Genomic DNA, 25,391 nt, shown 5'->3' with positions numbered 1-25,391 from the left:
CACTCGGTCCCCGGTGCGGCCGGACTTCCGCCCCCGCCGCGGGTAACCCTCCGGCCCGTCCGGCGCGGCGGACCCGGCCCCCACTACCGCGGCCGCTCCAGGAACGGCGCCAGCAGCCCCGGAACCGCCGCCTCCGCGAAGGCCAGCGCCTCCGGCTCCTGCGCGTCGTAGACCGAGTACGCCCCCGCTCCCGCCGCGGTGGTCGCCGTCAGCGTGATCAGGCCGGCCCGGCGCTGGAAGTACGACTGCTTCACCGTCCACCCGACGACCCCGCCCCGCTGCAGCGCGACCGTCGTGCGCCGCACCGTCCCCGACCGTGCCACCAGGTAGCCGCCGCTGATGGCGTGCCCCAGGCTCCGGTACGCGTCCAGTGCCAGGAGCACCGCGAGGGGCAGCAGCACCACCGCGCACGCCCCTGCGACGTACAGCAGAGCGTCGGTCAGCAGCGCACCGAGGGCGGCGAGGACGAGCACCGGGACCAGCGCCGCGCCCACCGCCCAGCGCAGACGGCGCGTACGGGCGGCCGGCGGGTGCGGCGTGAGGCCGGCCGTGCCCGTCGGTGAGGCGGCCTCGCGCAGGACGTGCGCCGCCACCCTCTCCGCGGTGGTCCGCGGCGCTGCGGGCAGCAGCGTCTTGTGGTCGGCGTGCCGGCTTCCCTCGTCCGCCGCCAGCCCGGTGGCGACCGCGTCCACCCGCGCCGCCCCCAGCGTCCGCACCCCGAGCGGCTCGACGAGCTCCACCCCGCGCAGCCTGCGCTCCTCGATGGAGATCGACCGCGTGGTGAACAGGCCGCGGCGGACCCGCAACGTGCCGCCCGGCTCGCGCTCCAGCCGGTAGTTCCACCACATCTCGACCCACAGGCCGAGCGCCCCCACGACCCCCGCCGCGCACGCCCCGACGACGAGCACCACGATCATCCAGACGACCGGTGTGTCGTGGAACCGGTCCCGCACCCACTCGATCAGCTTCCCCTGCGCGCCGAACCATTCGCTGACCTGCATCAGTCCGCCGGCCGCCGCGCCGCCCAGTGCGGGGGCGACGAAGGAGAGCGGGGCGTACCGGATCCAGGCGGGGTCGAGCGTGGCCAGTTCGCCCTCCCGGTGGGGGCCGGGTCCCGCGGTGGTCCCCCGGTACAGCAGCTCCCTGCGCAGCCGTTCGCCCTCCTCCCGCGTCACCGGGTCGAGTTCGAGCGTGGACTCGCCGCCGCCGGTGTTCTCACCGGTGCCGATACGGACCTTCACGAGGCCGAGAACCCGCAGCAGCGCATTGGCCGTCAGGTCGACGCTGCGGATGCGTTCACGGGCCAGCGAGCGGCGCTTGACCAGCAGCAGACCCGTGTGGAGTTCGGCGCGCTCGGCGCCGATGCGGTACCGCGTCCTGCGCCAGCGCACGTAGTCGAGCGCGGAGCCGCCCACGATGAGCAGGACGGCTCCGGTCCCCACCCAGGTGAGCGCCTGCCACACCGGCCTGCTCCCCGCGAGCCCGATGAAGGCCGGCACTCCGGCGCCCACCGCGATGCCCGCCATGACCAGCGCGGCGGCCAGGACGGTGCGCGGGGCGAGCCGCCGCCAGCCGTCGCCGCTCTCCGGCCGCTCCCCGTCCTCGGGGGCGCCCCCCGGGACGCTCACGTCGCATCCCCGGGGGTGGCCCGCGTCATCAGGGTCAGCCGCTCCGCCAGCTCCGCGGCGAGCTCGTGGTCGAGCCCCTCGATCTTCACCGCGCCCTTGGAGGACGCGGTGGTGACGATGACCGTGGCGAGCCTGAACGCCTGTTCCAGCGGCCCGCGCACGGTGTCCACGGTCTGGATCCGCGACATCGGCGCGATCCGCCACTCCTGCCAGAAGAAGCCGGTACGCACGTACACCGCGTCGTCCGTGACCTCCCAGCGGTGCACCCGGAACCACCACGGCGGCAGGAACACCGTGATGGCCGCGCCGAGCAGCGCGAGCACGCCGGCGGACAGCAGCAGCCACGGCCGTGCGGACGCGACGAGCGCGCCCAGCACGGCCAGTACGGCCGCCGGAACCGCGGTCAGCAGCAGCCACTGTGTCCGCCACCAGCCGATGACCCGCCGGTCGAGCGTGTTGTTCGGCGGCCTGAGCCGCACACTCCCCGTCCCCCCGGCCATCGCCCCGTCTCCCGTCCGTCGGCCGGTCAGCGGCCGCGCAGTGTGCGGTACTTGGCGGCCAGGGTCGCGGTCGAGCTGTCCAGCTGCTCGCCGCCCGCGCCTTCCGTCAGGACCGGCTCGATCTTCTTGGCGAGGACCTTGCCGAGTTCGACGCCCCACTGGTCGAACGAGTCGATGTTCCAGACGGCCCCCTGGACGAACACCTTGTGCTCGTACAGCGCGATCAGCTGCCCCAGGACGGACGGGGTGAGCTCGTCCGCGAGGATCGTCGTCGTCGGGTGGTTGCCGCGGAACGTCTTGTGCGGCACCAGCTCCTCGGCCACCCCTTCCGCCCGCACCTCGTCGGGCGTCTTGCCGAAGGCCAGCGCCTGCGTCTGGGCGAAGAAGTTCGCCATGAGCAGGTCGTGCTGCGCCTCCAGGCCCGGCAGCAGGTCGGCGACCGGCCTGGCGAAGCCGATGAAGTCCGCCGGGATCATCTTCGTGCCCTGGTGCAGCAACTGGTAGTACGCGTGCTGCCCGTTGGTGCCCGGCGTGCCCCACACCACCGGCCCCGTCTGCCAGTCGACCGGGTTGCCCTCGCGGTCCACGGACTTGCCGTTGGACTCCATGTCGAGCTGCTGGAGGTACGCCGTGAACTTCGACAGGTAGTGGCTGTACGGGAGGACCGCGTGCGCCTGCGCGTCGAAGAACTCCCCGTACCAGACGCCCAGCAGACCGAGCAGCAGCGGCGCGTTCTCCTCGGCCGGCGCGGTGCGGAAGTGCTCGTCGACCAGGTGGAAGCCGTCGAGCATCTCGCGGAAGCGGCCGGGGCCGATCGCGATCATCAGCGACAGGCCGATGGCCGAGTCGTACGAGTACCGCCCGCCCACCCAGTCCCAGAACTCGAACATGTTGGCCGTGTCGATGCCGAAGTCCGCGACCTTCTCCGCATTCGTGGACAGGGCCACGAAGTGCTTGGCGACGGCGCCGCCGTCCGCGCGGAGGTTCGTCAGCAGCCAGTCGCGCGCCGACGTGGCGTTGGTGATGGTCTCGATCGTGGTGAAGGTCTTGGACGCGATGATGAACAGCGTCTCGGCCGGGTCCAAGTCCCGCACGGCTTCGTGCAGATCGGCTCCGTCGACGTTCGACACGAAGCGGACCGTGAGGTCCCGGTCGGTGAAGGAGCGCAGCGCCTCGTACGCCATGGCGGGACCGAGGTCGGAGCCGCCGATGCCGATGTTGACGACGTTCTTGATGCGCTTGCCGGTGTGGCCGGTCCACTCCCCCGACCTGATCCGGTCGGCGAAGGCGGCCATCTTGTCGAGCACCGCGTGGACGGCGGGGACGACGTTCTCCCCGTCGACCTCGATCACCGCGTCGCGCGGCGCGCGCAGGGCGGTGTGCAGCACCGCGCGGTCCTCGGTGGTGTTGATCTTCTCGCCGCGGAACATCGCGTCCCGCAGCTCGGCGACCCCGGCTCCGCGGGCCAGGTCGCGCAACAGCCCCAGCGTCTCGTCCGTCACCAGGTGCTTGGAGTAGTCGAGGTAGAGGTCCCCGACCTTGACGGTGTATCCGGTGCCCCGCTCGGGATCGGCGGCGAACAGTTCTCGCAGATGCGTCCGGCCCAGCTGCTCGCGGTGCTTCGCGAGAGCGGTCCACTCGGGCATCCGGTTGAGCCTGGTGCGGCTTTCTGCGTTCATCTCGGACATCAGCCCACTTCTTCTCGTACCTGCGTGCATGCCCCCTGGCAGCTCCAACCTAATTGATCAGAGCGGCCAGCGATGCTGTGGCGGCCGTGAAGAGCGCCGCCGCCAGCAGGGCGGGGGTATTCAGCCCCCAGGCGGAGGCGGCCGCGCCGCCCAGCAGCGCGCCGAGCGGTGCGCCTGCGATCGCGAGCGTGCGGAAGGCCGAACTGATCCTTCCCAGCATGGCTTCCGGGCTGCGCTCCTGCATCAGCGTCACCTGGTTGGTGTTCCACACCAGCCCCATGAGGCCGAACAGCGCCATCGCGACGACCGTCACCCACAGCTCGCGGACGAGCCCCATCGCCGCCAGGCAGCAGATCTGCACGGCTCCGGCCACGAACACACTGCGTATCCGCCCGATCCGCCTGGAGAGCCGGCCGGCCAGCAGCCCGCCCGCCGTACTGCCCACGCCGTACGCCGCGATGGCCGCCGCGTAACCGCCGTGCCCGGCGTCGAGCCAGCCGGTGACCTGGAGGACCAGGGTGGCGATGAGCGCGGCCATGCCGACGTTGCACAGCGTGGTGGCGACGCAGAGCCCGCGCAGCACGCGGTCCCGCCACAGCACCCGCAGCCCCTGCGCGATGTCCCCGCGCAGCGTGCTGCCCGGAGGTCTCGGCGCCCGCTCCGGCGCCGTCACCCGCAGCGAAGCGATCAGCACGGCCCCCAGGACGTACGTCGCGGCGTCCGCGGCGTACGGCACGGCCGCGCCCGCCAGGAGCAGCACCGGCACCAGCGGAGCGGCCAGGAAGCCTCCCGCGATCTGCTGCCCGGTCAGCAGCCGGGCGTTGGCGCTGCCCAGGGCGGCCTTGGGCACCAGCGAGGGCAGCAGGGCCGTGGCGGCGTTGTCGAAGAGGGTCTGGAGGGTGGTGAGCGCGAAGGCGAGCGCGACGAGCAGTGCGATCGAGGCGTGGCCGAGGGCGACCGCCACCGCGAAGGCGGCCATCAGCGCGGCCCGCACCAGGTCCACGGCCCACATCGCCCGGCGCTGGTCCACCCGGTCCGCCACCGCTCCGCCCAGCAGCCCGAACAGCAGCCACGGCAGGTAACCGCACGCCGTCACCAGCGCCACCAGCACGGGGTCGGACGTCAGCGATGCGGCCAGCAGCGGCATCGCGGCCGTACGCAGCGAGTCGCCGAACTTCGAGACGACAGCCGCGGTCCACAGCCGGCCGAACCCCCCGCGCCAGGCCGGGGCCCGCGCCTCCTCCGCCCCCGATTGCGCGGCCGCAGCCTTGCTCGTCGTCACAACTGCCCCTCCCGGTCCTGTGATTCAAGAACCGTAGAGGGTGCCACTGACAACCGGCCCGGAGAAGCAGTCCGGAGAGCGGACCGCGGAAGCAGTCCGGCCGGACACCCGAAGGTGTCCGGCCGGATCGCAATTCCTAGATCTCGCCCCGCAGTTTCGCGAGAGCCTCGGCGAGAATCGCCTCGCCGTCCGCGTCGCTGCGCCGTTCCCGTACGTACGCGAGATGCGTTTTGTACGGCTCCGTGCGCGGCGGGGCCGGCGGATTGTCCCGGTCCTGTCCGGCCGGGAACCCGCAGCGCGGGCAGTCCCACGTGTCCGGAACCTGAGCGTCATGGGCAAAGCTCGGCTGCGTCTCGTGCCCGTTGGAACACCAGAAGGAGATGCGGAGACGGGGTGCGGACTCGCCGCGCTCGGCCTCGCCCATCGGCCCCGCTCCGACCCGGCTTCCCCGGATCGCGTTGCCACTTGCCACGGTCGTAACTCCCTGCGTGATGGTGCTGCACTGCATCAATCAGCGGCTACCGCCGCGGAGTCGTCAAACAGCTCAGCTGCGAGCGCCCCACTCTACGCAGGACCCAACGCGCGTCCAGTGGCCGGAGTTGCACCCCTGCCGCGCAGACGCGAGCCGCCGGCCCCATGATAGGCCGCGCTCCCGTCTGCGTACCGGACGACGGGTCAGCTGTCCAGCTTCATCAGCAGACCGAGCACGATAATGCAGGCAAACCACATCAGACCGATTACCACCGTGATGCGGTCGAGGTTGCGCTCGGCGACCGAGGACCCACCGACGGACGACTGCATGCCGCCACCGAACATGTCGGAGAGACCGCCGCCCTTCCCCTTGTGCATCAGAACCAGCAGCATCAGCAGCAGGCTGAAGACGATCAGGGCGATCGAGAACCCCATAACCACGGCTGGACCAACTTCCTCGGGCTTCGGACTTCGGAGACGGACAACGGGGGCCGGACGGCTGTTGTGCAACAGCCCCGGCCCCCGCCAGGGTACGACGGATCGGCCCTACGGCCTACTCACTGGTCGCGGAACCGAATGATCTTGACGAACTCGTCGGCGTCCAGCGCCGCGCCGCCCACCAGGGCCCCGTCGACATCCGGCTGCGCCATGATCGCGGCGACGTTCCCGGACTTGACCGAGCCGCCGTACTGGATGCGGACCTTGTCGGCCAGCTCCTGCGAGTACAGCTCCGCGAGACGGCCGCGGATCGCTCCGCAGACCTCCTGCGCGTCCTCGGGGGTGGCGACCTCGCCGGTGCCGATGGCCCACACCGGCTCGTACGCGATCACGACGGACTCGGCCTGCTCGGCCGGGACGTCCTTGAGGCCGCCGTCGAGCTGGGCGAGCGTGTGCGCGACCTGGTTGCCCGCCTTGCGGACGTCGAGACCCTCGCCGACGCACAGGATCGGGGTCAGACCGTGCTTGTACGCGGCCTTCACCTTGGCGTTGCAGACCTCGTCGGTCTCGTTGTGGTACTGCCGGCGCTCGGAGTGCCCGACGGCGACGTACGCGCACTTGAACTTGGCGAGCATCACGCCCGAGATCTCACCGGTGTACGCGCCGGAGTCGTGCGCCGAGATGTCCTGGGCGCCGTACTTGATCTTGAGCTTGTCGGCGTCCACCAGCGTCTGCACGGACCGCAGGTCCGTGAAGGGGGGCAGGACCGCGACCTCTACGGAGTCGTAGTCCTTGTCGGTGAGCGCGAAGGCGAGCTTCTGGACGTGCGCGATGGCCTCGAGGTGGTTGAGGTTCATCTTCCAGTTGCCCGCCATCAGCGGGGTACGGCCTTGGCCGATAACAGTCATGAAAAGTCAGTCCTCCAGTGCGGCGAGGCCGGGAAGCGTCTTGCCTTCGAGGTATTCGAGGCTGGCGCCGCCACCGGTCGAGATGTGGCCGAATGCGTTCTCGTCGAAGCCCAGGATGCGGACGGCGGCGGCGGAGTCGCCACCACCGACCACCGTGAAGGCGGGGCTGTCGACGAGGGCCTGGGCGACCGCCTTGGTGCCCTCGGCGTAGTCGGGGTGCTCGAAGACGCCCATCGGACCGTTCCAGAAGACGGTGGCCGCGTCGGCGAGCTTCGATGCGTACAGCTTGCGGGTCTCGGGACCGATGTCCAGACCCTCCTGGTCGGCCGGGATGGCGTCCGCGGCAACCGTCGTCGGGTTCGCCGGAGCCTTCGTCTTGAGGTCCGGGAATTCGGCCGAGACCAGTACGTCGACGGGGAGCACGAACTCCACGCCCTTGGCCTTGGCCCGCTCCAGGTACTCCAGAACCGTCGGGATCTGGTCGGCCTGGAGCAGCGAGATGCCGACCTCGTGACCCTGGGCCTTGAGGAAGGTGTACGCCATGCCTCCGCCGACCAGGATGCGGTCGGCCTTCTCCAGCAGGTGGTCGATCACGCCGAGCTTGTCGGAGACCTTGGCGCCGCCGAGGACCACGACGTACGGCCGCTCGACGTCCTCCGTGAGCTTCTTCAGGACGCCGACCTCGGTGGCGATGAGGCCGCCGGCGACGTGCGGGAGCCGGGCCGGGAGGTCGTAGACCGAGGCGTGCTTGCGGTGCACGGCGCCGAAGCCGTCGCCGACGTACACATCGGCGAGCTCGGCCAGCCGGTCCGCGAAGGCGCCGCGCTCGGCGTCGTCCTTCGAGGTCTCGCCGGCGTTGAAGCGGAGGTTCTCGATGACGGCGACCTTGCCGTTGCCGAGGTCAGCGACGACGGCCTTGGCGGACTCGCCGACCGTGTCGGTCGCGAAGGCGACCTCGGCGCCGAGGAGTTCACCGAGGCGCGCGGCGGCGGGGGCGAGCGAGAAGGCCGGCTCCGGGGCGCCCTTGGGGCGGCCCAGGTGCGAGGCGACGACGACGCGGGCGCCCGCGGCGGCGAGCTTCTCGATCGTCGGCTGGACGGCGCGGATGCGGCCGTCGTCGGTGATGGCGGTGCCGTCGAGCGGCACGTTGAGGTCGGCGCGGACGAATACCCGCTTGCCCTCGACCCCTTCGGCGAGAAGTTCGTCGATCGTCTTCATCTGTTACTGGACTCCTTGGGAGACAAAACACGTGACAGGGCCCGGCCAGCGCCGCGTTGCGCTGGCCGAGCCCTGTGCTCACATCGAGGTGCCTGCCGGACGGATCAGAGCTGGCTGCCGACGAAGACCGTGAGGTCGACGAGGCGGTTGGAGTAGCCCCACTCGTTGTCGTACCAGCCGATGACCTTGACCTGGGTTCCCTCGGCCATGGTCAGCGAGGAGTCGAAGGTGCAGGACGCCGGCTCGTTGACGATGTCGGAGGACACGATCGGGTCGACCGTGTACTCGACGATGCCCTTGAGCTCGCCCTCGGCGGCCTTCTGGAAGGCCGCGTTGATCTCGTCCTTGGTGACCTCGCGCTCCAGCGTGATGACCAGGTCGGTGACCGAGCCGGTCGGGACCGGGACGCGCATCGCGATGCCGTCGAGCTTGCCCTTGAGCTGCGGGAGGACCAGCGCGGTGGCCTTGGCGGCACCCGTGGTGGTCGGAATGATGTTCTCGGCCGCGGCGCGGGCGCGACGCAGGTCCGAGTGCGGGAAGTCCAGGATACGCTGGTCGTTGGTGTACGCGTGCACCGTCGTCATCAGGCCCTTGACGATGCCGAAGTTCTCGTCGAGAACCTTGGCCATCGGCGCCACACAGTTGGTGGTGCAGGAGGCGTTGGAGATGACGTGGTGGTTGGCCGCGTCGTACTTGTCCTGGTTGACACCCATCACGATGGTGATGTCCTCGTTCTTGGCCGGAGCCGAGATGAGGACCTTCTTCGCACCACCGGCGAGGTGCTTCTCGGCATCCGCCTTCTTGGTGAAGATGCCGGTGGACTCGATCACGATGTCGACGCCCAGCTCGCCCCACGGGATGTCCGCCGGGTTGCGCTCGGACAGCACCTTGATGGTGTGGTCGTCGACGGTGATGGTGTCCGCCGTGTGCGACACCTCGGCCTTGAGGCGGCCGAGAATGGTGTCGTACTTCAGCAGGTGTGCCGTGGTCGCAGTGTCACCCAGGTCGTTGACAGCCACGATCTCGATGTCCGCACCCTGCTCCAGCAGCGCCCGGAAGTAGTTGCGCCCGATGCGGCCGAAGCCGTTGATGCCTACGCGGATCGTCACGAAACCGATCTCCTCGTTGGTACGCCGGGTTTCGACGCCGGCGAGATGTATGGGATGTCCCCGACCGCTTCCGACCCTACCTCTACGCGGCGCTGTGGGTGACATCGAGCGGCCCCGGACGCGGCCCGGAGGTCCGTACTCCCCAGTAGGAGCACGGACCTCCGGTACCTGCGGCCCTTCCGGGGCCGGTTACGCAGAGTCAGCGCGGAGTCAGCGCCGCAGCGAACCCAGCGCCTTGCCCAGCAGCGCGGACCGCTCCGCGGCGTCCGGCACGTGTTCCAGGCCGAACCCGAACAGAACGGTGTCACGTGTAGTGACTGCCGCATAGGACTTGAACAGCTCACCCGACCGGGCCCAGTCGCCCCCGGTGGCGGGACTTCCGGCCGGGGCCCCGGGGGCCGTCCAGGCGCCGAGCGAGGTCTCGAAGCCCTCGCTCTCCTTGTCGGCTCCTCCGACGGTCAGCCGCGCGTCGTCCACGAAGACGCCGCGGCCGCCGCTGCCGGGGTCGGTGATGGAGCTGAGCGCCAGCTCGACCTTCTTGCCCGCGTAGGCGCTGAGGTCGAAGGAGACCTGCTTCCAGCCGCCGGACGAGCCGGTGAAGCTGTTCCACGCGCCGGTGGTGCCGGTCGCCCGGCAGCCGCCCGCCTCCAGGGTGAGGTAGTGGCGCAGGAAGGGGTGGCCGTTGACGAAGTAGCCCTGGTCGCACTCGGCCGGGACGGCGGTCCTGGTGGCACCGCCCTCCTCGGGGAGCGTCGTCCAGTCCTCGGCTCCCTCGGTGTGCGCCTCCAGGACCGCGTGGTCATAGGCGTTCTCGGTGTTCCAGTTGAGGGCGAGACGCAGCCGCGGCTTGTCGGCGGTGCTCACCGCGGTGAGGTCGACCGTACGGGCGAGGCGCTTCCAGTCGCCGTCCTCGTGCGCGGCGGCCGCCATCCACTGGCCCGTGTGCGGGGCGTACGGGTTGGTGATCCCGTCGTACCGGCCCGCCTGCGCGCTGCGGAACTGCGGGAACCGGTCGGCGGGCAGCGTGTCCGAGGTGACGGTGTACGCGCCCGCCGCGTCCAGCGGGTTTCCGGGCGCTCCCGTGAGCGGTCCGGCCGTTCCCGCGAGCGGTCCCGCGCCGGTGAACCCGGTGGCACCGCCGGCGTTCGTACGTCCGTAGGCGCCGAGGTAGTACTGGCTGAAGTCGTCGGTGACGGCCGGGCCGACGACCGCGTTGCCGCCCGCCATCTCACCGGCCTCGATCAGCTTGCCGCCCTCGTTGAGGAAGGCGCGTACCGCCGTCTGGGTGGGGCCGGTGGGCGCCTTGGCGCCGGTGTAGTGGACGGCGGTGCGGAAGTGGGAGAGGACGCCGAGGGCGTGCGGTGCGCCCTGGGTGGCGACGTCCCAGACGGCGGCGGTGCGGCCGTTCGCCCTGAGGGCGTCGACGTACTTCCGGGCGTGCTGCGCGGGGGCGCCCTCCTCGGCGATCACCAGGGTGTCCGCGCGGGAGCGCTCGGCGACCGTGTACGTGAAGTGCTCGCTGGAGGTGCGCTTGCCCGCCTTGGTGCGGCCGGTGAACCAGACCTCCACCGTGTCGCCCGGTCCGGCGTCCTCGACCTCCGCGCGGTACTCGTCGAACCAGAGGTTGTCCTCGCCGCCGTACGTCTCGCCGCCCTTCCAGCGCTCCAGGTCCTCGTCGTGCGTACGGCCTCCGTTGACGCGGTAGTTGAGCTCCTTGTCGCGTACGGACTTGCGGGCCGTGACGGCGACCTCCTGGTCACCGCCGCGCGCCGCGTAGGAGGTCGTGAAGGTGTCGGGTGTGAAGTCGGGGGCGGCCATGCCGACGGGCGAGGACGGCCGGTCGGGGTGGGCGGCGGTCTCCGCGACGGAGAGGGCGAAGGGGATGTTCTTGGCGAACTCCGCCTGGATCAGTTTCTCGTCGTCGGGGAAGTTGAAGCCGGACTGGCAGTCCTCCGGCTTCCACTGGTCGTCGGGGTCGATGTTCGACGCCGTCTGGCAGGTGGTCATCTCCGGGGTGAACATCATCGTGCCGTTGACGTTGGCCGCGTGTCCGTCGGCCTCGCCGTTGGTGGTGTAGAGCTCGGAGGAGACCTGCGGGTGGTACCCGGGAACGGCCGGCTTCTCGGGCGTGCCCGCGAGCGCCCTGTAGAGCACGTCGTCGGGGGTCGGGGTGGCGACCTGCCAGCCGACGCCGTAGAGGATCAGCTCGGCGGCGGAGTGGTAGTTGATGCCGTACTCGAAACCGATGCGCTTCTGGAAGCGGTCGAGCACCCGGGTCTCGGGCTCGGACATGGGGGACGCGCCGCGGTAGGTGGCGCTGGCGGGGTTCGGCGAGGAGCCCTCGTTGTCGTAGCCCCACTTGTACGCGAAGTTGCGGTTGAGGTCGACGCCGTCGCTCGCGGTGTACTTGCCGTCGGCGTCGATGTCGCGCATGTTCTTGCGCCAGAGGCGGTCGCCGTCCGGGTCGTGGGTCCAGTCGTAGCCGTCCGGGTTGGCGGAGAGCACGAACCACAGCTCGGTGGAGTCCACGATCTTCGTGACACGGCGGTCCTTGCCGTACCGGTCCAGGTAGTGGTGCATCAGCCGCCGGGTCATCTCCGGGGTGATCCACTCGCGGGCGTGCTGGTTGGACAGGTACAGCACGGAGGGCTTGGCGCCGTCCTTGGTCTTCTTCGCGCCCTTGGTGAGCTTGAGGGCGAGGATGTCCTTGCCCTGGAGGGTCTTGCCGATGGAGACGACCTTGGTGAGGTCCGGGTGCGCCTGCCCCGTCCTGACGATCTCCTCCTGGAGATTGCCCTTGCCGCTGTACGGGCGGTAGACGCCGTCCCCGGCGGCGGCGAGGCGCGACTGCGTCTTCGCCGAGACCTTGCGCTCGGTGAGGTTCCTGACGCCCTTGGCGGCCAGTTCCCCGGCCTGGGCGTCGGTGAGGAAGAGCTCGACGCGCGCCGTGCCCTTCTCCGGCGCCCGTTCGCCCATCTCGTGGGCGTCCTGCCCGGCGGCCAGGAGCAGGGGGATCTGCTCCCTGGTGACGTCCGCGTTGAACACCTTGACGGCGTCGGCGCCCGTGTCGGCGCTGTCCGCTCCGGCGCTCCCCGGTCCGGCGCTCCCCGCCCCCTCCGCCTGGGCGACGGGTGCCACCACCACACCGCCGAGCAGCAACGCCCCCGCTGCGAGGATCGATCTCGCTCTGCGTCTCATGAGCCACCCTTGCTGTTGTCTGCCACGTAAGTGAACAAGCGCCAGGCTCATGACAGTCCATGGTCATGTCAATAGCGCGTCAGAGGTGTGAAACGCCGCTGCCGGCACCCCGTGGGGCACCGGCAGCGGCCAGTCGTACGGCGGGGGCGGTCAGCCGATCAGCCCGTCGGCCATTTCCTCGGTGATCGTGGACTCCGTGCCGGGGATGCCGAGGTCCTGGGCCCGCTTGTCGGCCATGGCCAGCAGACGGCGGATCCGGCCGGCGACCGCGTCCTTCGTCAGCGGCGGGTCGGCCAGCGCGCCCAGCTCCTCCAGGGACGCCTGCTTGTGGTCCATGCGCAGCCGCCCGGCGGCGGCGAGGTGCTCGGGCACCTCATCGCCGAGGATCTCCAGCGCACGCCCCACCCGGGCCCCCGCGGCGACCGCGGCCCGCGCGGAGCGGCGCAGGTTCGCGTCGTCGAAGTTTGCCAGGCGGTTGGCGGTGGCACGGACCTCGCGGCGCATCCGCCGCTCCTCCCAGGCCAGCACGGACTCGTGCGCGCCGAGGCGGGTCAGCAGGGCGCCGATCGCGTCCCCGTCCCGTACGACGACGCGGTCCACGCCGCGCACCTCGCGCGCCTTGGCCCCGATGGAGAGTCTGCGGGCGGCACCGACCAGGGCGAGGGCGGCCTCGGGCCCCGGGCAGGTGACCTCCAGTGAGGAGGAACGGCCGGGCTCGGTGAGGGAGCCGTGGGCGAGGAACGCGCCGCGCCAGGCGGCCTCGGCGTCGCACGTGGCGCCGGAGACGACCTGCGGGGGCAGCCCGCGGATGGGCCGGCCGCGGCCGTCGACCAGGCCGGTCTGGCGCGCCAGCTGGTCGCCGCCCGCCACCACCCGTACGAGATAACGGGAACCGCGGCGCAGTCCGCTCGGCGCCATCACCACCAGCTCCGAGTGGTGTCCGAAAATCTCAAGAATGTCCTTCTTGAGTCTTCGGGCGGCGAAGCTCACGTCCAGCTCCGCCTCGATCACAATCCGGCCGCTCACCAGGTGCAGCCCGCCCGCGAACCGAAGAATCGCCGAGACCTCCGCCTTCCTGCAGCAGGTCCGGGTGACGGGTAGCCGGGAGATTTCGTCCTTCACCGCTGCCGTCATCGCCATGGGCCGATCCTTCCATGCATCCGAAAAATACGGTCGTACGCGGCGGCCAACAGCTCCGGATCGTGGACCGGGGAACCGTCGGGCGCGGCGACCGGCGCCAGCTCGACCGCGGCTCCGAACCGCTTGGCGGCATCGGCGAGAGACTCGCGGTCGGGCACGGCAGCCTCGTCGGCCAACACCACGTCCAGGGCGAGTTTAGGGGCGTGTCGTCCCAAAACCTCCAAATGACGCTGCGGAGAGAAGCCATCGGTTTCTCCGGGTTGCGGCGCGAGATTGAGCGACAGGACCCGGCGGGCCCGCGTCTCGACGAGGGCGTCGAGCAGCTCGGGCACCAGGAGGTGCGGGATCACGGAGGAGAACCAGGAGCCGGGACCGAGCACCACCCAGTCCGCGTCGCGGACGGCGGCGACGGCCTCCGGGACGGCCGGCGGGTTCTGCGGGACCAGGTGCACGGACTGCACCTCGCCGGGGGTGAGCGCCACGGTCGCCTGGCCGCGGACCGTGTCCACCTCGTCGGGGCGCCGGGGGTCGTGCCCCCGTACGAGCGCCTGGAGCTCCAGCGGCACGGCGGACATGGGCAGCACCCGGCCGTGCGCGCCGAGCAGCTTGCCGACCAGGTCGAGGGCCTGGACATGGTCGCCGAGCTGCTCCCACAGGGCGACGATCAGCAGGTTGCCGACGGCGTGGTCGTGCAGGTCGCCGCGGCTGGAGAAGCGGTGCTGGATGACGCGCGACCAGGTCTGGCCCCAGTCGTCGTCCCCGCACAGCGCGGCGAGCGCCTTGCGCAGATCACCCGGCGGCAGTACGCCCAGCTCGTCGCGGAGCCGCCCGCTGGAGCCGCCGTCGTCGGCGACCGTGACCACCGCGGTCAGGTCGCCGGTGATGCGGCGCAGCGCCGTGAGCGACGCGGAAAGCCCCATGCCGCCGCCGAGGGCGACGACTTTGGGCTGGGCGCCGCGTTTGCGCAACGGCCGCGCGGCATCGCTGCCGCGCAGCCGGCGCAGGCGGAAATTGCGTCCGGTCACTCGCGCCCCATGTCCCGGTGGACGAGGACGGTCTCGACGCCTTCGGAGGAGAGGCGGGCGGCCAGCTTCTCGGACATGGCGACGCTGCGGTGCTTGCCTCCCGTGCAGCCGACGGCGATGGTGACGTAACGCTTGCCCTCACGGCGGTAACCGGCGGCGATGAGCTGGAGCAGCTCGGTGTACTGGTCGAGGAACTCCTTGGCGCCCGGCTGGTTGAAGACGTAGCCGGAGACCTCCTCGTTGAGGCCGGTGAAGGGACGGAGCTCGGGGACCCAGTGGGGGTTCGGCAGGAAGCGGCAGTCGACGACGAGGTCGGCGTCGACCGGCAGGCCGTACTTGTAGCCGAAGGACATGACCGTGGCGCGCAGCTGCGGCTCGTCGTCGCCCGCGAACTGGGCGTCCATCTTGGCGCGCAGTTCGTGGACGTTGAGGCTGGAGGTGTCGATGACCAGGTCGGCGTCGCCGCGCAGCTCGCGCAGCAGGTCGCGCTCGGCCGCGATGCCGTCGGTGATCCTGCCGTCGCCCTGCAGCGGGTGGGGGCGGCGTACGGACTCGAAACGGCGCACCAGGGCGTCGTCCGAGGACTCCAGGAAGACGATCCGGCGGGTGACCTCCTTGGCGTCCAGGTCGGCCAGTGACTCGCGGAGGTTGTCGAAGAAGCGCCGGCCGCGGACGTCCACGACGACGGCGATACGGGCGACATTGCCCTGCGAGCGGGCGCCGAGCTCCACCATGGTGGGGATCAGCGCGGGCGGCAGGTTGTCGACGACGAACCAGCCGAGGTCTTCGAGGCACTTCGCGGCGGTACTGCGGCCCGCTCCCGACATGCCCGAGATGATCACCAGCTCGGGGATGGCCGCCTCGGCCGCCTCACCGTTGTGCCCGTTATGCCCGGTCTCGCCGGTTTCCCCGGTCGTGCCCGTACTCACGTGTGCTCCGTCTCCGTCGTGCTCGGTCATTCCTGCTGCCCCCGTTCCGACGGGGAGAACGCGGCCGTGGTGGCGGCGGATTCCTCGTCGTCCTCAATGATCTCTCCTGTCGCCGTGTTCACGGCGGGCGCGGCCGGCGTGGCCTGCGCGAGGAACGCGGCGACGGTCTCGGCCGTCTTGCGGCCTATCCCCGGAACCTCGCAGATCTGGTCGATTGTCGCGGACCGGAGCTTCTTCACCGAACCGAAGTGCTTGACCAGGGCCTGCTTGCGCGTCTCCCCGAGACCGGGGACGGCGTCGAGCGGCCCTGCCCTGAAGCGCTTGGCGCGCTTGGTGCGCTGGTAGCGGATGGCGAAGTCGTGGGCCGTGTCACGCACCCGCTGGAGGAGGTAGAGACCCTCGCTGCTGCGGGGCAGGACCACCGGGTCGTCCTCGCCCGGCAGCCAGACCTCTTCGAGGCGCTTGGCGAGGCCGCAGACGGCGACGTCGTCGATGCCGAGCTCGTCGAGGGCGCGCTGGGCGGCGGCCACCTGGGGCTGTCCGCCGTCGACGACGACGAGCTGCGGAGGGTACGCGAAACGCCTGGGCCTGCCGTCGTCCTCCGGCTGCGGCCCGGCGGGTACCTCCAGAGCCCCGGTCTCCTCGGCTCCGCTCTCCTCGGTCCACTCCCCCGTCTTCTCCTTCTCCTGGAGGTAGCGGCGGAAGCGGCGGGTGAGCACTTCGTGCATGGCACGGACGTCGTCCTGGCCCTCGAAGCTCTTGATCTGGAAGCGGCGGTACTCGCTCTTGCGGGGCAGGCCGTCCTCGAAGACGACCATGGAGGCCACCACGTCGTCGCCCTGGAGGTGGGAGATGTCGAAGCACTCGATGCGCAGTGGGGCGGAGTCCAGTCCGAGCGCCTCGGCGATCTCCTCCAGGGCGCGGGAGCGGGTGGTCAGGTCGGACGCCCGCTTGGTCTTGTGCAGGACGAGGGCCTGCTGGGCGTTGCGCAGGACCGTCGCCATCAGGTCCTTCTTGTCGCCGCGCTGCGGGATGCGCAGCGAGACGTTCGAGCCGCGCCGCCCGGCGAGCCACTGGGAGACCGCTGGGGCGTCCTCGGGCAGGGCCGGTACGAGGACCTCCTTGGGCACCGCGTCGCCCCGCTCCTCGCCGTACAGCTGCTGGAGCGCGTGCTCGACGAGTCCCGCGGTGTCGACGGCCTCGACCTTGTCGGTGACCCAGCCGCGCTGGCCGCGGACCCGGCCGCCGCGTACGTGGAAGATCTGGACGGCCGCTTCCAGCTCGTCCTCGGCGACGGCGATCAGGTCGGCGTCGGTGGCGTCGTTGAACACCACCGCGTTCTTCTCCAGGGCGCGGCGCAGGGCCCCTATGTCGTCGCGCAGGCGGGCGGCCTTCTCGTACTCCATGTCCTCGGCGGCCTCGTGCATCTGCTGTTCGAGGCGCTTGAGGTACTGGCCGGTGCGGCCGGCCATGAAGTCGCAGAACTCCTCGGCCAGTTCCCGGTGCTCCCCGGGTGTGACGCGGCCCACGCAGGGCGCGGAGCACTTGCCGATGTAGCCGAGGAGGCAGGGGCGGCCGGTCCTCGCGGCGTTCTTGAAGACGCCGGCCGAGCAGGTGCGCACGGGAAAGACGCGGAGCATCAGGTCGACGGTCTCGCGGATCGCCCAGGCGTGTCCGTACGGGCCGAAATAGCGCACGCCCTTCTTCTTGGGGCCGCGCATGACCTGGACCCTGGGGAACTCCTCGCCCAGCGTCACCGCGAGGGACGGGTAGCTCTTGTCGTCGCGGTACTTGACGTTGAAACGGGGGTCGAACTCCTTGATCCAGGAGTACTCCAGCTGGAGCGCCTCGACCTCCGTGGAGACCACCGTCCACTCGACGGACGCGGCCGTGGTGACCATGGTGCGGGTGCGCGGGTGGAGACTGGCCAGGTCCTGGAAGTACGAGGAGAGGCGCGGGCGCAGGCTCTTCGCCTTCCCGACGTAGATCACCCGGCGGTGCTCGTCGCGGAATTTGTAGACCCCCGGCGAGTCGGGGATCTGTCCCGGCTTGGGGCGGTAGCTGGAGGGGTCTGCCATGTCACACACCCTACTTGCGGGCAGTGACAACGCGGGGTGACCGGAGGGCGGGAAGGCGTTCGGGACGGGCGGTGCGGACGGAGCGGGCGGGGCGGATCAGGCCTCCGGGCCTGCGACGAGCTTGCCGCCCTCGACCTTGACCGGTATCGCGGGCAGCGGCACGGTCGCCGGGCCCTGGAGCACGTCCCCTGTCCTCACGTCGAAACGGCTGCCGTGGCAGGGACAGTTGCCCTCCTCCTTCTCGATCTTGTCCAGGACGCAGCCCGCGTGCGTGCACTGCGCGCTGAACGCCTTGAACTCGCCCTCGGCCGGGCAGCTGACGATGATGCGCTGCTCGCGGTAGAGCTTGGAGCCGCCGACCGGGACCTCGTCCGGCGCGCCGAGGCTCACGGGCGTGGACGGCAGCGGCTTGGCGTGGCCGAGCTTCGACTCGGTGGAGCAGGCCGCCACCCCCAGTCCTGCCGCGCCGGCGAGGACGGCGCCCTTCAGCACGGTGCGGCGGGGGGCTGACTGGCCGGACATGAGGGCTCCACTGGTCAGGGGTGCGGTGACAGACCCGACGATACCGGCGGAGATCGGCGGCTCTCGCACGGGCTGTCCTGCGGCTGTCCTCCTGGTGTCCTCCGGGCTGTCCTGCGGGGTTGCGATGGGTTACGTTCGGGCCCGTGATCGTCGTCGCCGGAGAGTCCCTGATCGACCTGGTGCCGCAGGGGACGGGCGCGCTGGCGCCTCTGCTGCCGCGGCTCGGCGGCGGGCCGTACAACACCGCTGTCGCCCTGGGGCGGCTGGGCACCCGCACCGCTTTCTGCTCCCGCGTCTCGACGGACGGCTTCGGCGAGGCTCTCGTCGACGGGCTGCGGGCGGCCGGGGTGGACACCTCGCTCGTGCAGCGCGGTCCGGAGCCGACGACGCTGGCGGTGGCGACGCTGGGTGCCGACGGGTCGGCCGGGTACGGCTTCTACGCCGAAGGCAGCGCGGACCGCCTCTTCGAGCTGCCGGCCGCGCCGCTCCCCTCCGGCGTACGGGCGCTGGTGCTCGGCACGTGTTCGCTGGTGCTGGAGCCGGGGGCGAGCGCGTACGAGGCGCTGCTGCGGCGTGAGGCGGGACGCGGCCTGTTCACCCTGCTCGATCCGAACGTCAGGGCCGGTCTGATCCCGGACCCGGACGCCTACCGGGCCCGTTTCGAGAGCTGGCTTCCGTACGTCTCGCTGCTGAAGCTGTCGGAGGACGACGCGGCGTGGCTGGGCGGGTCGGTGGAGGAGTGGCTCGCGGCCGGGCCTGCGGTGGTGGTGCTGACGCGGGGCGCGGAGGGGCTGACGGTACGGACGCGGGGCGGGGCGGCCCTGGACGTCCCGGCGGTACGGGGCGAGGTGGCCGACACGATCGGCGCGGGCGACACGGTGAACGCGGCGCTGCTGCACCGGCTCTCGGCCCACGGCGCGCTGTCGGCGGGGGCGCCTGCGGCGCTGTCGGCGCTCACCACGGCTGCCTGGGCCGACATCCTGGCCTTCGCGGCCCGCGCGGCCGCCATCACGTGCTCCCGCCCGGGCGCGGATCCGCCGTACGCGACGGAACTGGCGCCGTAGGGCCGGCGCGTCCGGCGGAGCCTTCCCCCTGCCCGCCCACGCGAGCGGCCCCTCGCCCGGGCTCGGGCAAGGGGCCGCACAGGAAACGCCGCACGGGAAACGCGTGTCACGCCTTGCGGGAGCGCGCCGCCTTCGCAGGAGCGGCCGCACCCGCGGCCTTCTTCGCGGCGCCCGTCTTCACCGTCGCCGACTTCCGCGCCGGGGCCGACTTCGCCGCCACCGCCCGCTTCGCCGGTGCCTTCTTCTTCAGCGGGGTCGCGTCGCTCACCCGGTCGCCCAGGATGTCCCGGAGGAACTTGCCCGTGTGGCTGGCCGGCACCGCGGCCACCTGCTCGGGGGTGCCCTCGGCGACGACCAGGCCACCGCCGCTGCCGCCCTCCGGCCCCATGTCGACCACCCAGTCGGCCGTCTTGATGACGTCCATGTTGTGCTCGATGACGATCACCGAGTTGCCCTTGTCGACCAGGCCCGACAGGACCTTGATGAGCTTCGAGATGTCCTCGAAGTGCAGACCCGTGGTCGGCTCGTCCAGGACGTACACCGTGCGTCCCGTGGAGCGCTTCTGGAGCTCGGAAGCGAGCTTCACGCGCTGCGCCTCGCCGCCGGAAAGGGTCGGCGCCGACTGGCCGAGGCGGACGTATCCGAGACCCACCTCGGTGAGGGTCCTGAGGTGACGGGCGATCGTCGGGACGGCCTCGAAGAAGTCCAGGGCCTCCTCGATCGGCATGTCCAGCACCTCGGCGATGGACTTGCCCTTGTAGTGGACCTCCAGGGTCTCCCGGTTGTAGCGCGCCCCGTGGCAGACCTCGCACGGGACGTACACGTCCGGCAGGAAGTTCATCTCGATCTTGATCGTGCCGTCGCCCGAGCAGTTCTCGCAGCGGCCGCCCTTGACGTTGAAGGAGAAGCGGCCCGGCAGGTAGCCGCGCACCTTCGCCTCCATGGTCTCCGCGAACAGCTTGCGCACGTTGTCGAAGACACCGGTGTACGTCGCCGGGTTGGACCGGGGCGTCCGGCCGATGGGCGACTGGTCGACGTGGACGACCTTGTCGACGAGGTCGTCGCCCTCCACGCGCGTGTGGCGGCCCGGCACCGTGCGGGCGCCGTTCAGCTCGCGTGCCAGGTGCGTGTAGAGGATGTCGTTGACCAGCGTCGACTTCCCGGATCCGGAGACGCCGGTGACGGCCGTCAGCACGCCGAGCGGGAACGACACGTCGATGTCGCGCAGGTTGTTCTCACGGGCGCCGTGGACGGTGAGCTGCCGCGCGGGATCCACGGGGCGGCGGACGTCCGGCATCGCGATGGACTTCTCGCCGGCCAGGTACTGGCCGGTGACGGACGCCTTGTTGTCCAGCAGTTCCTTGAGAGAGCCGCTGTGGACGACCTTTCCGCCGTGCTCGCCCGCGCCCGGGCCGATGTCGACGATCCAGTCGGCCACCTTGATGGTGTCCTCGTCGTGCTCGACGACGATCAGGGTGTTGCCCATGTCGCGCAGCCGGACCAGCGTCTCGATGAGGCGGTGGTTGTCGCGCTGGTGCAGGCCGATGGAGGGCTCGTCCAGGACGTACAGCACGCCGACGAGGCCGGAGCCGATCTGGGTGGCGAGCCGGATGCGCTGCGCCTCGCCGCCGGACAGCGTGCCGGCCGCGCGGTTGAGCGACAGGTAGTCGAGACCGACGTCGACCAGGAACTTCAGCCGCTCGTTGACCTCCTTGAGCACGCGCTCGGCGATCTTCTTGTCGCGGGCGTTCAGCGTCAGCTCGCCCAGGAAGTCCGCGCAGTCGCTGATCGACATCGCCGAGACCTCGGCGATGGACTTCTCCATGACCGTGACGGCGAGGACCAGGGGCTTGAGGCGGGTGCCGTGGCAGGTCGGGCAGGGCACCTCGCGCATGTAGCCCTCGAAGCGCTCCCTGCTGGAGTCGCTCTCGGCCTCGGAGTGGCGCCGCTTGACGAACGGCACCGCGCCCTCGAAGGACGTGGTGTACGCCCGCTCGCGCCCGTACCTGTTGCGGTAGCGGACCTCGATCTGGGTCTTGTGGCCGTGCAGCAGGGCCTTCTTGGCGCGCTGCGGCAGTCCCGCCCACGGGATGTCCGTACGGAAGCCGAGGGCGTCGGAGAGCGCGCCGACGAGGCGCGCGAAGTAGTCCTTGGACTGCCCGTGGGACCAGGGGCTGATCGCGCCCCCGTCGAGGGACTTGTCCTCGTCCGGGACGATCAGCTCCGGGTCGACCTCCATGCGCGTACCGATGCCGGTGCAGTCCGGGCAGGCGCCGAAGGGCGAGTTGAAGGAGAAGGACCTCGGCTCCAGCTCCTCGAACGACAGGTCGTCGTACGTGCAGTAGAGGTGCTCGGAGTACATCCGCTCACGCTCGGGGTCGTCGGCGGGGAGGTCGACGAAGTCGAGGATGACCATGCCGCCGGCCAGCCCGAGGGCGGTCTCCACCGAGTCGGTGAGCCGGCGCTTGGCGCTGTCCTTCACCGTCAGGCGGTCGATGACCACCTCGATGGTGTGCTTCTCCTGCTTCTTGAGCTTGGGCGGCTCGCTCAGCTGGATGGTCTCGCCGTCGACCCGGGCGCGGCTGTACCCCTTGGTCTGGAGGTCGGCGAAGAGGTCGACGAACTCGCCCTTGCGCTCGCGCACCAACGGGGACAGGACCTGGAAGCGGCTGCCCTCGGGCAGCTCGAGCACCTTGTCGACAATGGCCTGCGGCGACTGGCGCGTGATCGGCCGGCCGCACTCGGGACAGTGCGGCTTGCCGATACGGGCGAACAGCAGACGGAGGTAGTCGTAGACCTCGGTGATGGTGCCGACCGTCGAACGCGGGTTGCGCGAGGTCGACTTCTGGTCGATGGACACCGCGGGCGACAGGCCCTCGATGAAGTCCACGTCGGGCTTGTCCATCTGGCCCAGGAACTGGCGGGCGTAGGAGGAGAGCGACTCGACGTACCGGCGCTGCCCCTCGGCGAAGATCGTGTCGAACGCGAGGGACGACTTGCCCGATCCGGAGAGCCCGGTGAACACGATGAGGGAGTCACGCGGGAGGTCGAGCGAGACGTTCTTGAGGTTGTGCTCGCGAGCGCCACGAACGATGAGACGGTCGGCCACGCCGGTCCGCACCTTTCTTGAGGGAGGCAGAGAGGACTGAGCCCCCCGGTTCTCAGATCTATGGGGGTAACCACAGCGAGGTGGTAAGGATTCCTGATGCCTCCGACGAGCCTATAGCACGTGCATTCGATTTACGGCCTCACTCAAACGGCTTCACCCGATCGTGTGACCGGACTATCGTCGGGGCCATGAACGATCACGTGCGCGACCTGGTCTCTGTACGCGAAGCGACCGACCGGCTCCTCGCCGCGACCGGCAAACTGGACAACGCCGCTGTGGCGCAACCGTCACGGCTGCCCGGCTGGACCCGGGGTCATGTGCTGGCCCATGTCGCCCGCAACGCGGACGCCCTCGTGAACGTTCTCGAGGGCCGGCCCATGTACGCCGACGCCCTGGTCCGCGACGCCGACATCGAGCAGGGCGCCCCGCGCCCGCTCGCCGCACAGCTGGAGGACGTGCGCGACAGCGCGGCGCGTTTCCAGGAGACGGCCGCCGCTCCCGCCGACTGGTCCCGCACGGTCGCCCTGCGCAACGGCGTCACGGACGCGGCCTCCCGCATCCCCTTCCGCCGTCTCGTCGAGGTCGAGCTGCACCATGTCGACCTGGGGGTCGGCTACGAGCTGGAGGACCTGCCCGAGGACTTCACGGAACGCGAGATCGCGTTCCTCGCGGAACGCTTCGCCGGGCACCCCGGCGTACCCGCGATCGCGCTGAGCGCCACCGGCGGACGGCAGTGGCGTACGGGGGGCACGGAAGGTGATCCCGTGACCGTCACCGGCACCGCCCCCGACCTGCTGGGCTGGCTCGCGGGCCGCCGCGACGGGGCCGCGCTCGACGTCGCCGGGGCCCCGCTGCCGGCGCTGCCGCCGCTATAGGCTGACCCCATGACGTACAGCGGAGCGGTCAAGGTCGGCGGTCCTGCGGACGTGCACGAGCTCAAGGACCTGATGATCTCCAAGGTCGCGGTCGGGCCCATGAACAACAACGCGTACCTGCTGCGCTGCCGGGAGACCGACGAGCAGCTGCTGATCGACGCGGCCGCCGAACCGCGCACCCTCCTCCGGCTGATCGGTGACGACGGCATCGCGTCCGTCGTCACCACCCACCGCCACGGCGACCACTGGCAGGCCCTGGCCGAGGTCGTCGAGGCGACAGGGGCGCGTACGTACGCGGGCCGGTACGACGCGGAAGGCATCCCGGTCCCGACCGACGTCCTGATCGACGACGGCGACACCCTCCAGGTCGGACACGTGAAGCTCACTGCCCGCCACCTGGCCGGGCACACCCCCGGCTCCGTCGCCCTGGTCTACGACGACCCGCACGGGCACCCGCACGCCTTCACCGGGGACTGCCTGTTCCCCGGCGGCGTGGGCAACACGTGGAAGGACCCGGAGGCCTTCGCGAGCCTGATCGGGGACGTCGAGGAGAAGCTCTTCGGCCGGCTTCCGGACGAGACCTGGGTCTACCCCGGCCACGGCAACGACACCACGCTCGGCAACGAGCGCCCGCACCTGCCCGAGTGGCGCGAACGCGGCTGGTAGAGCGCCGGACGGCTCGCGAAGTGCTTCGCGAGCCGGTGCGAGTGCTTCCGTTGCTTCCGTCGCTTCCGTGCGCCCCGTAACCGCGGTTCACGGCGGGTAGTTGTGGCCGCATGCACCAAGAACGACCACCCTCCATGGCCCGCCTGGCCACCGCGTCGCTCGCCGGAACAGCCGTCGAGTTCTACGACTTCTTCATCTACGGAACGGCCGCCGCGCTGGTTCTCGGGCCGCTCTTCTTCCCGACCTTTTCGCCGCTCGCGGGAACGCTCGCCGCCTTCGGCACCTTCGGAGTCGGTTTCCTCGCGCGTCCGCTCGGCTCTGTCGTCTTCGGACACATCGGTGACCGCTACGGGCGCCGTCCTGTCCTGTTCGCCTCACTGCTGCTCACCGGAATCGCGACCGTCGCCGTCGGCTGCGTACCGACGTACGGGTCGATCGGAGCAGCCGCGCCCGCGCTCCTGCTGGCACTGCGCTTCCTGCAGGGGCTCGGGCTCGGCGGGGAGTGGGGCGGCGCGGTGCTGCTGACCGCCGAACACGCGCCCGCGAACCGCCGCGGACTGTGGGCGAGTTTCCCGCAGATCGGTCCCGCGGTCGGCTTCCTCCTGGCCAACGGCGTGATGCTGGCCCTCTCGGCCTCGCTGACCGAAGCGCAGTTCGCGGCGTGGGGATGGCGCGTGCCGTTCTGGGCGGCGGGTCTGCTGGCCGCGGCCGGACTCCTGCTGCGTACGTCCGTACCGGAGACCCCGCAGTTCAAGCAGCTCGCCGAGACGGGGCGGCGCGCGAGTGCCCCGCTCGCCGAGGTCGTACGCGGCCACTGGCGGCTCGTCCTGCTCACGGCGGGGGCGCTTGCCGTCGGTTACGCGTTGTTCTACGCCGTGTCGACCTGGTCCCTCGCGTACGCCACGGAGCACCTCGGCGTCAGCCGTACGGTGATGCTCACCTGCATCATGGCGGCCGTGGCGGTCAAGGGCGCGGTCACGCCGTTCGCCGCGATGCTCGGCGACCGCTACGGGCGCAGGCCGCTGTGCCTGGCGGGCTGCACGGCGGCGGCGCTGTGGATGTTCCCGATGGTGGCGCTGCTGCACACCGCCGAGCCGTTGCTGATGTTCCTCGGCTTCCTGGGGGCGATGCTGGCCTTCATCACCATGTTCGCGGTGGTCGCCGCGTATCTGCCCGAGCTGTACGAGCCGAGGGTGCGCTGCACGGGCGCGGCTGTCGGCTACAACCTGGCGGGGGTCCTCGGCGGCGCCCTGACCCCGCTCGTCGCGACGGCGATGGCACGCGGCGAGGGGCCGCCGTGGGGCGTCGCCGCGTATCTGACCGCCCTCGCGCTGCTGAGCCTGGCGTGCTTCGCGCTGCTGCCGGAGACCAGGCCGGCGCCCGCCCCCGTGACGGAGGCCGCCCCGGCCTGACTCCCCCGCGCACACAGCGGCCGGTGCGGGCGGATCCGCGCAGAACAGCACCAGTTCGGTGCCGAACCGCCGCCCCAGCCACGGCGCGACCAGCGCGCCCACACCGAGGAAGAGCACCGGCACCGAGGTCA

Annotated in this window: 20 protein-coding genes; 4 read left to right on the top strand and 16 right to left on the bottom strand. The window is 70.9% G+C overall.

What is annotated here, in order from left to right; translation table 11 throughout:
- Positions 1-83: 83 nt before the first annotated feature.
- The 15 genes from ACWD0Y_RS09100 to ACWD0Y_RS09030 all read right to left on the bottom strand — a co-directional run bounded on the left by ACWD0Y_RS09100 (position 84) and on the right by ACWD0Y_RS09030 (position 18,134).
- Positions 84-1,628 (bottom strand): PH domain-containing protein, encoded by a 1,545-nt coding sequence (locus ACWD0Y_RS09100; RefSeq protein ID WP_450259724.1) that lies wholly within the window; start codon positions 1,626-1,628, stop codon positions 84-86.
- Complete coding sequence (locus ACWD0Y_RS09095; RefSeq protein ID WP_450259723.1) at positions 1,625-2,128, bottom strand: PH domain-containing protein; 504 nt, start codon at positions 2,126-2,128, stop codon at positions 1,625-1,627. The genes ACWD0Y_RS09100 and ACWD0Y_RS09095 overlap by 4 nt, the downstream gene beginning before the upstream one ends.
- A gap of 26 nt (positions 2,129-2,154) precedes the next feature.
- Complete coding sequence (gene pgi, locus ACWD0Y_RS09090; RefSeq protein ID WP_450259804.1) at positions 2,155-3,807, bottom strand: glucose-6-phosphate isomerase; 1,653 nt, start codon at positions 3,805-3,807, stop codon at positions 2,155-2,157.
- A 58-nt stretch (positions 3,808-3,865) separates the two neighbouring features.
- A complete protein-coding gene (locus tag ACWD0Y_RS09085; protein WP_450259722.1) occupies positions 3,866-5,098 on the bottom strand; it encodes an MFS transporter in 1,233 nt (410 codons plus the stop codon).
- A 136-nt stretch (positions 5,099-5,234) separates the two neighbouring features.
- Complete coding sequence (locus ACWD0Y_RS09080) at positions 5,235-5,570, bottom strand: RNA polymerase-binding protein RbpA (RefSeq protein WP_093801393.1); 336 nt, start codon at positions 5,568-5,570, stop codon at positions 5,235-5,237.
- A gap of 203 nt (positions 5,571-5,773) precedes the next feature.
- Positions 5,774-6,004, bottom strand: coding sequence for a preprotein translocase subunit SecG (gene secG, locus ACWD0Y_RS09075; protein WP_069929293.1), 231 nt, complete (start codon positions 6,002-6,004; stop codon positions 5,774-5,776).
- Positions 6,005-6,126: 122 nt separating this feature from the next.
- Complete coding sequence (gene tpiA / locus ACWD0Y_RS09070) at positions 6,127-6,915, bottom strand: triose-phosphate isomerase (RefSeq protein WP_450259721.1); 789 nt, start codon at positions 6,913-6,915, stop codon at positions 6,127-6,129.
- Between the two features lie 6 nt (positions 6,916-6,921).
- Positions 6,922-8,133: a phosphoglycerate kinase gene (locus ACWD0Y_RS09065; RefSeq protein WP_450259720.1), complete on the bottom strand. Its 1,212-nt coding sequence runs from the start codon at positions 8,131-8,133 to the stop codon at positions 6,922-6,924.
- Positions 8,134-8,237: 104 nt separating this feature from the next.
- The gene (gene gap / locus ACWD0Y_RS09060; protein ID WP_028813908.1) at positions 8,238-9,242 is read right to left on the bottom strand and encodes a type I glyceraldehyde-3-phosphate dehydrogenase; all 1,005 of its coding nucleotides are present in this window, start codon (positions 9,240-9,242) and stop codon (positions 8,238-8,240) included.
- 210 nt (positions 9,243-9,452) lie between these two features.
- Positions 9,453-12,440, bottom strand: coding sequence for a M14 family zinc carboxypeptidase (locus tag ACWD0Y_RS09055; protein ID WP_450259719.1), 2,988 nt, complete (start codon positions 12,438-12,440; stop codon positions 9,453-9,455).
- A gap of 150 nt (positions 12,441-12,590) precedes the next feature.
- Positions 12,591-13,580 carry a DNA-binding protein WhiA gene (gene whiA / locus ACWD0Y_RS09050; RefSeq protein ID WP_093801389.1) on the bottom strand — a complete coding sequence of 330 codons (990 nt, stop codon included), beginning with the start codon at positions 13,578-13,580 and terminating at the stop codon, positions 12,591-12,593.
- Positions 13,571-14,605 (bottom strand): gluconeogenesis factor YvcK family protein, encoded by a 1,035-nt coding sequence (locus ACWD0Y_RS09045; protein ID WP_450259718.1) that lies wholly within the window; start codon positions 14,603-14,605, stop codon positions 13,571-13,573. Before ACWD0Y_RS09045 ends, whiA begins: the two co-directional genes overlap by 10 nt.
- Positions 14,602-15,564 carry an RNase adapter RapZ gene (gene rapZ, locus ACWD0Y_RS09040; RefSeq protein ID WP_450259717.1) on the bottom strand — a complete coding sequence of 321 codons (963 nt, stop codon included), beginning with the start codon at positions 15,562-15,564 and terminating at the stop codon, positions 14,602-14,604. The genes ACWD0Y_RS09045 and rapZ overlap by 4 nt, the downstream gene beginning before the upstream one ends.
- The gene (uvrC, locus tag ACWD0Y_RS09035; RefSeq protein WP_450259716.1) at positions 15,561-17,612 is read right to left on the bottom strand and encodes an excinuclease ABC subunit UvrC; all 2,052 of its coding nucleotides are present in this window, start codon (positions 17,610-17,612) and stop codon (positions 15,561-15,563) included. The genes rapZ and uvrC overlap by 4 nt, the downstream gene beginning before the upstream one ends.
- Positions 17,613-17,708: 96 nt before the next feature.
- Entirely contained in the window at positions 17,709-18,134 is a 426-nt protein-coding gene (locus ACWD0Y_RS09030; protein ID WP_450259715.1) for a Rieske (2Fe-2S) protein, read from the bottom strand.
- Positions 18,135-18,277: 143 nt separating this feature from the next.
- Between ACWD0Y_RS09030 and ACWD0Y_RS09025 the strand changes: the two genes are divergently transcribed.
- Positions 18,278-19,198 carry a carbohydrate kinase family protein gene (locus ACWD0Y_RS09025; RefSeq protein WP_450259714.1) on the top strand — a complete coding sequence of 307 codons (921 nt, stop codon included), beginning with the start codon at positions 18,278-18,280 and terminating at the stop codon, positions 19,196-19,198.
- A gap of 106 nt (positions 19,199-19,304) precedes the next feature.
- Here the strand turns inward: ACWD0Y_RS09025 and uvrA are convergent, their stop codons facing one another.
- Entirely contained in the window at positions 19,305-22,307 is a 3,003-nt protein-coding gene (gene uvrA / locus ACWD0Y_RS09020) for an excinuclease ABC subunit UvrA (protein WP_450259713.1), read from the bottom strand.
- 188 nt (positions 22,308-22,495) lie between these two features.
- Between uvrA and ACWD0Y_RS09015 the strand changes: the two genes are divergently transcribed.
- From ACWD0Y_RS09015 to ACWD0Y_RS09005, 3 genes are all read left to right on the top strand, one after another.
- Positions 22,496-23,182 (top strand): maleylpyruvate isomerase family mycothiol-dependent enzyme, encoded by a 687-nt coding sequence (locus ACWD0Y_RS09015; RefSeq protein WP_450259712.1) that lies wholly within the window; start codon positions 22,496-22,498, stop codon positions 23,180-23,182.
- A 9-nt stretch (positions 23,183-23,191) separates the two neighbouring features.
- Positions 23,192-23,848, top strand: a complete 657-nt coding sequence (locus ACWD0Y_RS09010; protein ID WP_450259711.1) for an MBL fold metallo-hydrolase — start codon at positions 23,192-23,194, stop codon at positions 23,846-23,848.
- Positions 23,849-23,982: 134 nt separating this feature from the next.
- The gene (locus ACWD0Y_RS09005; RefSeq protein ID WP_450259710.1) at positions 23,983-25,260 is read left to right on the top strand and encodes an MFS transporter; all 1,278 of its coding nucleotides are present in this window, start codon (positions 23,983-23,985) and stop codon (positions 25,258-25,260) included.
- The last annotated feature ends 131 nt before the right edge of the window (positions 25,261-25,391 follow it).

It is taken from the genome of Streptomyces altiplanensis (assembly GCF_053591575.1).
The sequence above is the reverse complement of the archived record's forward strand: the minus strand, read 5'-3'. Positions and strand labels throughout refer to the sequence as shown.

Coding starts and splice junctions, on each gene's coding strand:
- whiA (WP_093801389.1), bottom strand. CDS start 13,580: ATGGCGATGACGGCAGCGGTGAAGGACGAAATCTCCCGGCTACCCGTC.
- ACWD0Y_RS09015 (WP_450259712.1), top strand. CDS start 22,496: ATGAACGATCACGTGCGCGACCTGGTCTCTGTACGCGAAGCGACCGAC.
- ACWD0Y_RS09005 (WP_450259710.1), top strand. CDS start 23,983: ATGGCCCGCCTGGCCACCGCGTCGCTCGCCGGAACAGCCGTCGAGTTC.
- tpiA (WP_450259721.1), bottom strand. CDS start 6,915: ATGACTGTTATCGGCCAAGGCCGTACCCCGCTGATGGCGGGCAACTGG.
- ACWD0Y_RS09055 (WP_450259719.1), bottom strand. CDS start 12,440: ATGAGACGCAGAGCGAGATCGATCCTCGCAGCGGGGGCGTTGCTGCTC.
- uvrC (WP_450259716.1), bottom strand. CDS start 17,612: ATGGCAGACCCCTCCAGCTACCGCCCCAAGCCGGGACAGATCCCCGAC.
- pgi (WP_450259804.1), bottom strand. CDS start 3,807: ATGAACGCAGAAAGCCGCACCAGGCTCAACCGGATGCCCGAGTGGACC.
- rapZ (WP_450259717.1), bottom strand. CDS start 15,564: ATGACCGAGCACGACGGAGACGGAGCACACGTGAGTACGGGCACGACC.
- ACWD0Y_RS09095 (WP_450259723.1), bottom strand. CDS start 2,128: ATGGCCGGGGGGACGGGGAGTGTGCGGCTCAGGCCGCCGAACAACACG.
- ACWD0Y_RS09010 (WP_450259711.1), top strand. CDS start 23,192: ATGACGTACAGCGGAGCGGTCAAGGTCGGCGGTCCTGCGGACGTGCAC.
- secG (WP_069929293.1), bottom strand. CDS start 6,004: ATGGGGTTCTCGATCGCCCTGATCGTCTTCAGCCTGCTGCTGATGCTG.
- ACWD0Y_RS09065 (WP_450259720.1), bottom strand. CDS start 8,133: ATGAAGACGATCGACGAACTTCTCGCCGAAGGGGTCGAGGGCAAGCGG.
- ACWD0Y_RS09030 (WP_450259715.1), bottom strand. CDS start 18,134: ATGTCCGGCCAGTCAGCCCCCCGCCGCACCGTGCTGAAGGGCGCCGTC.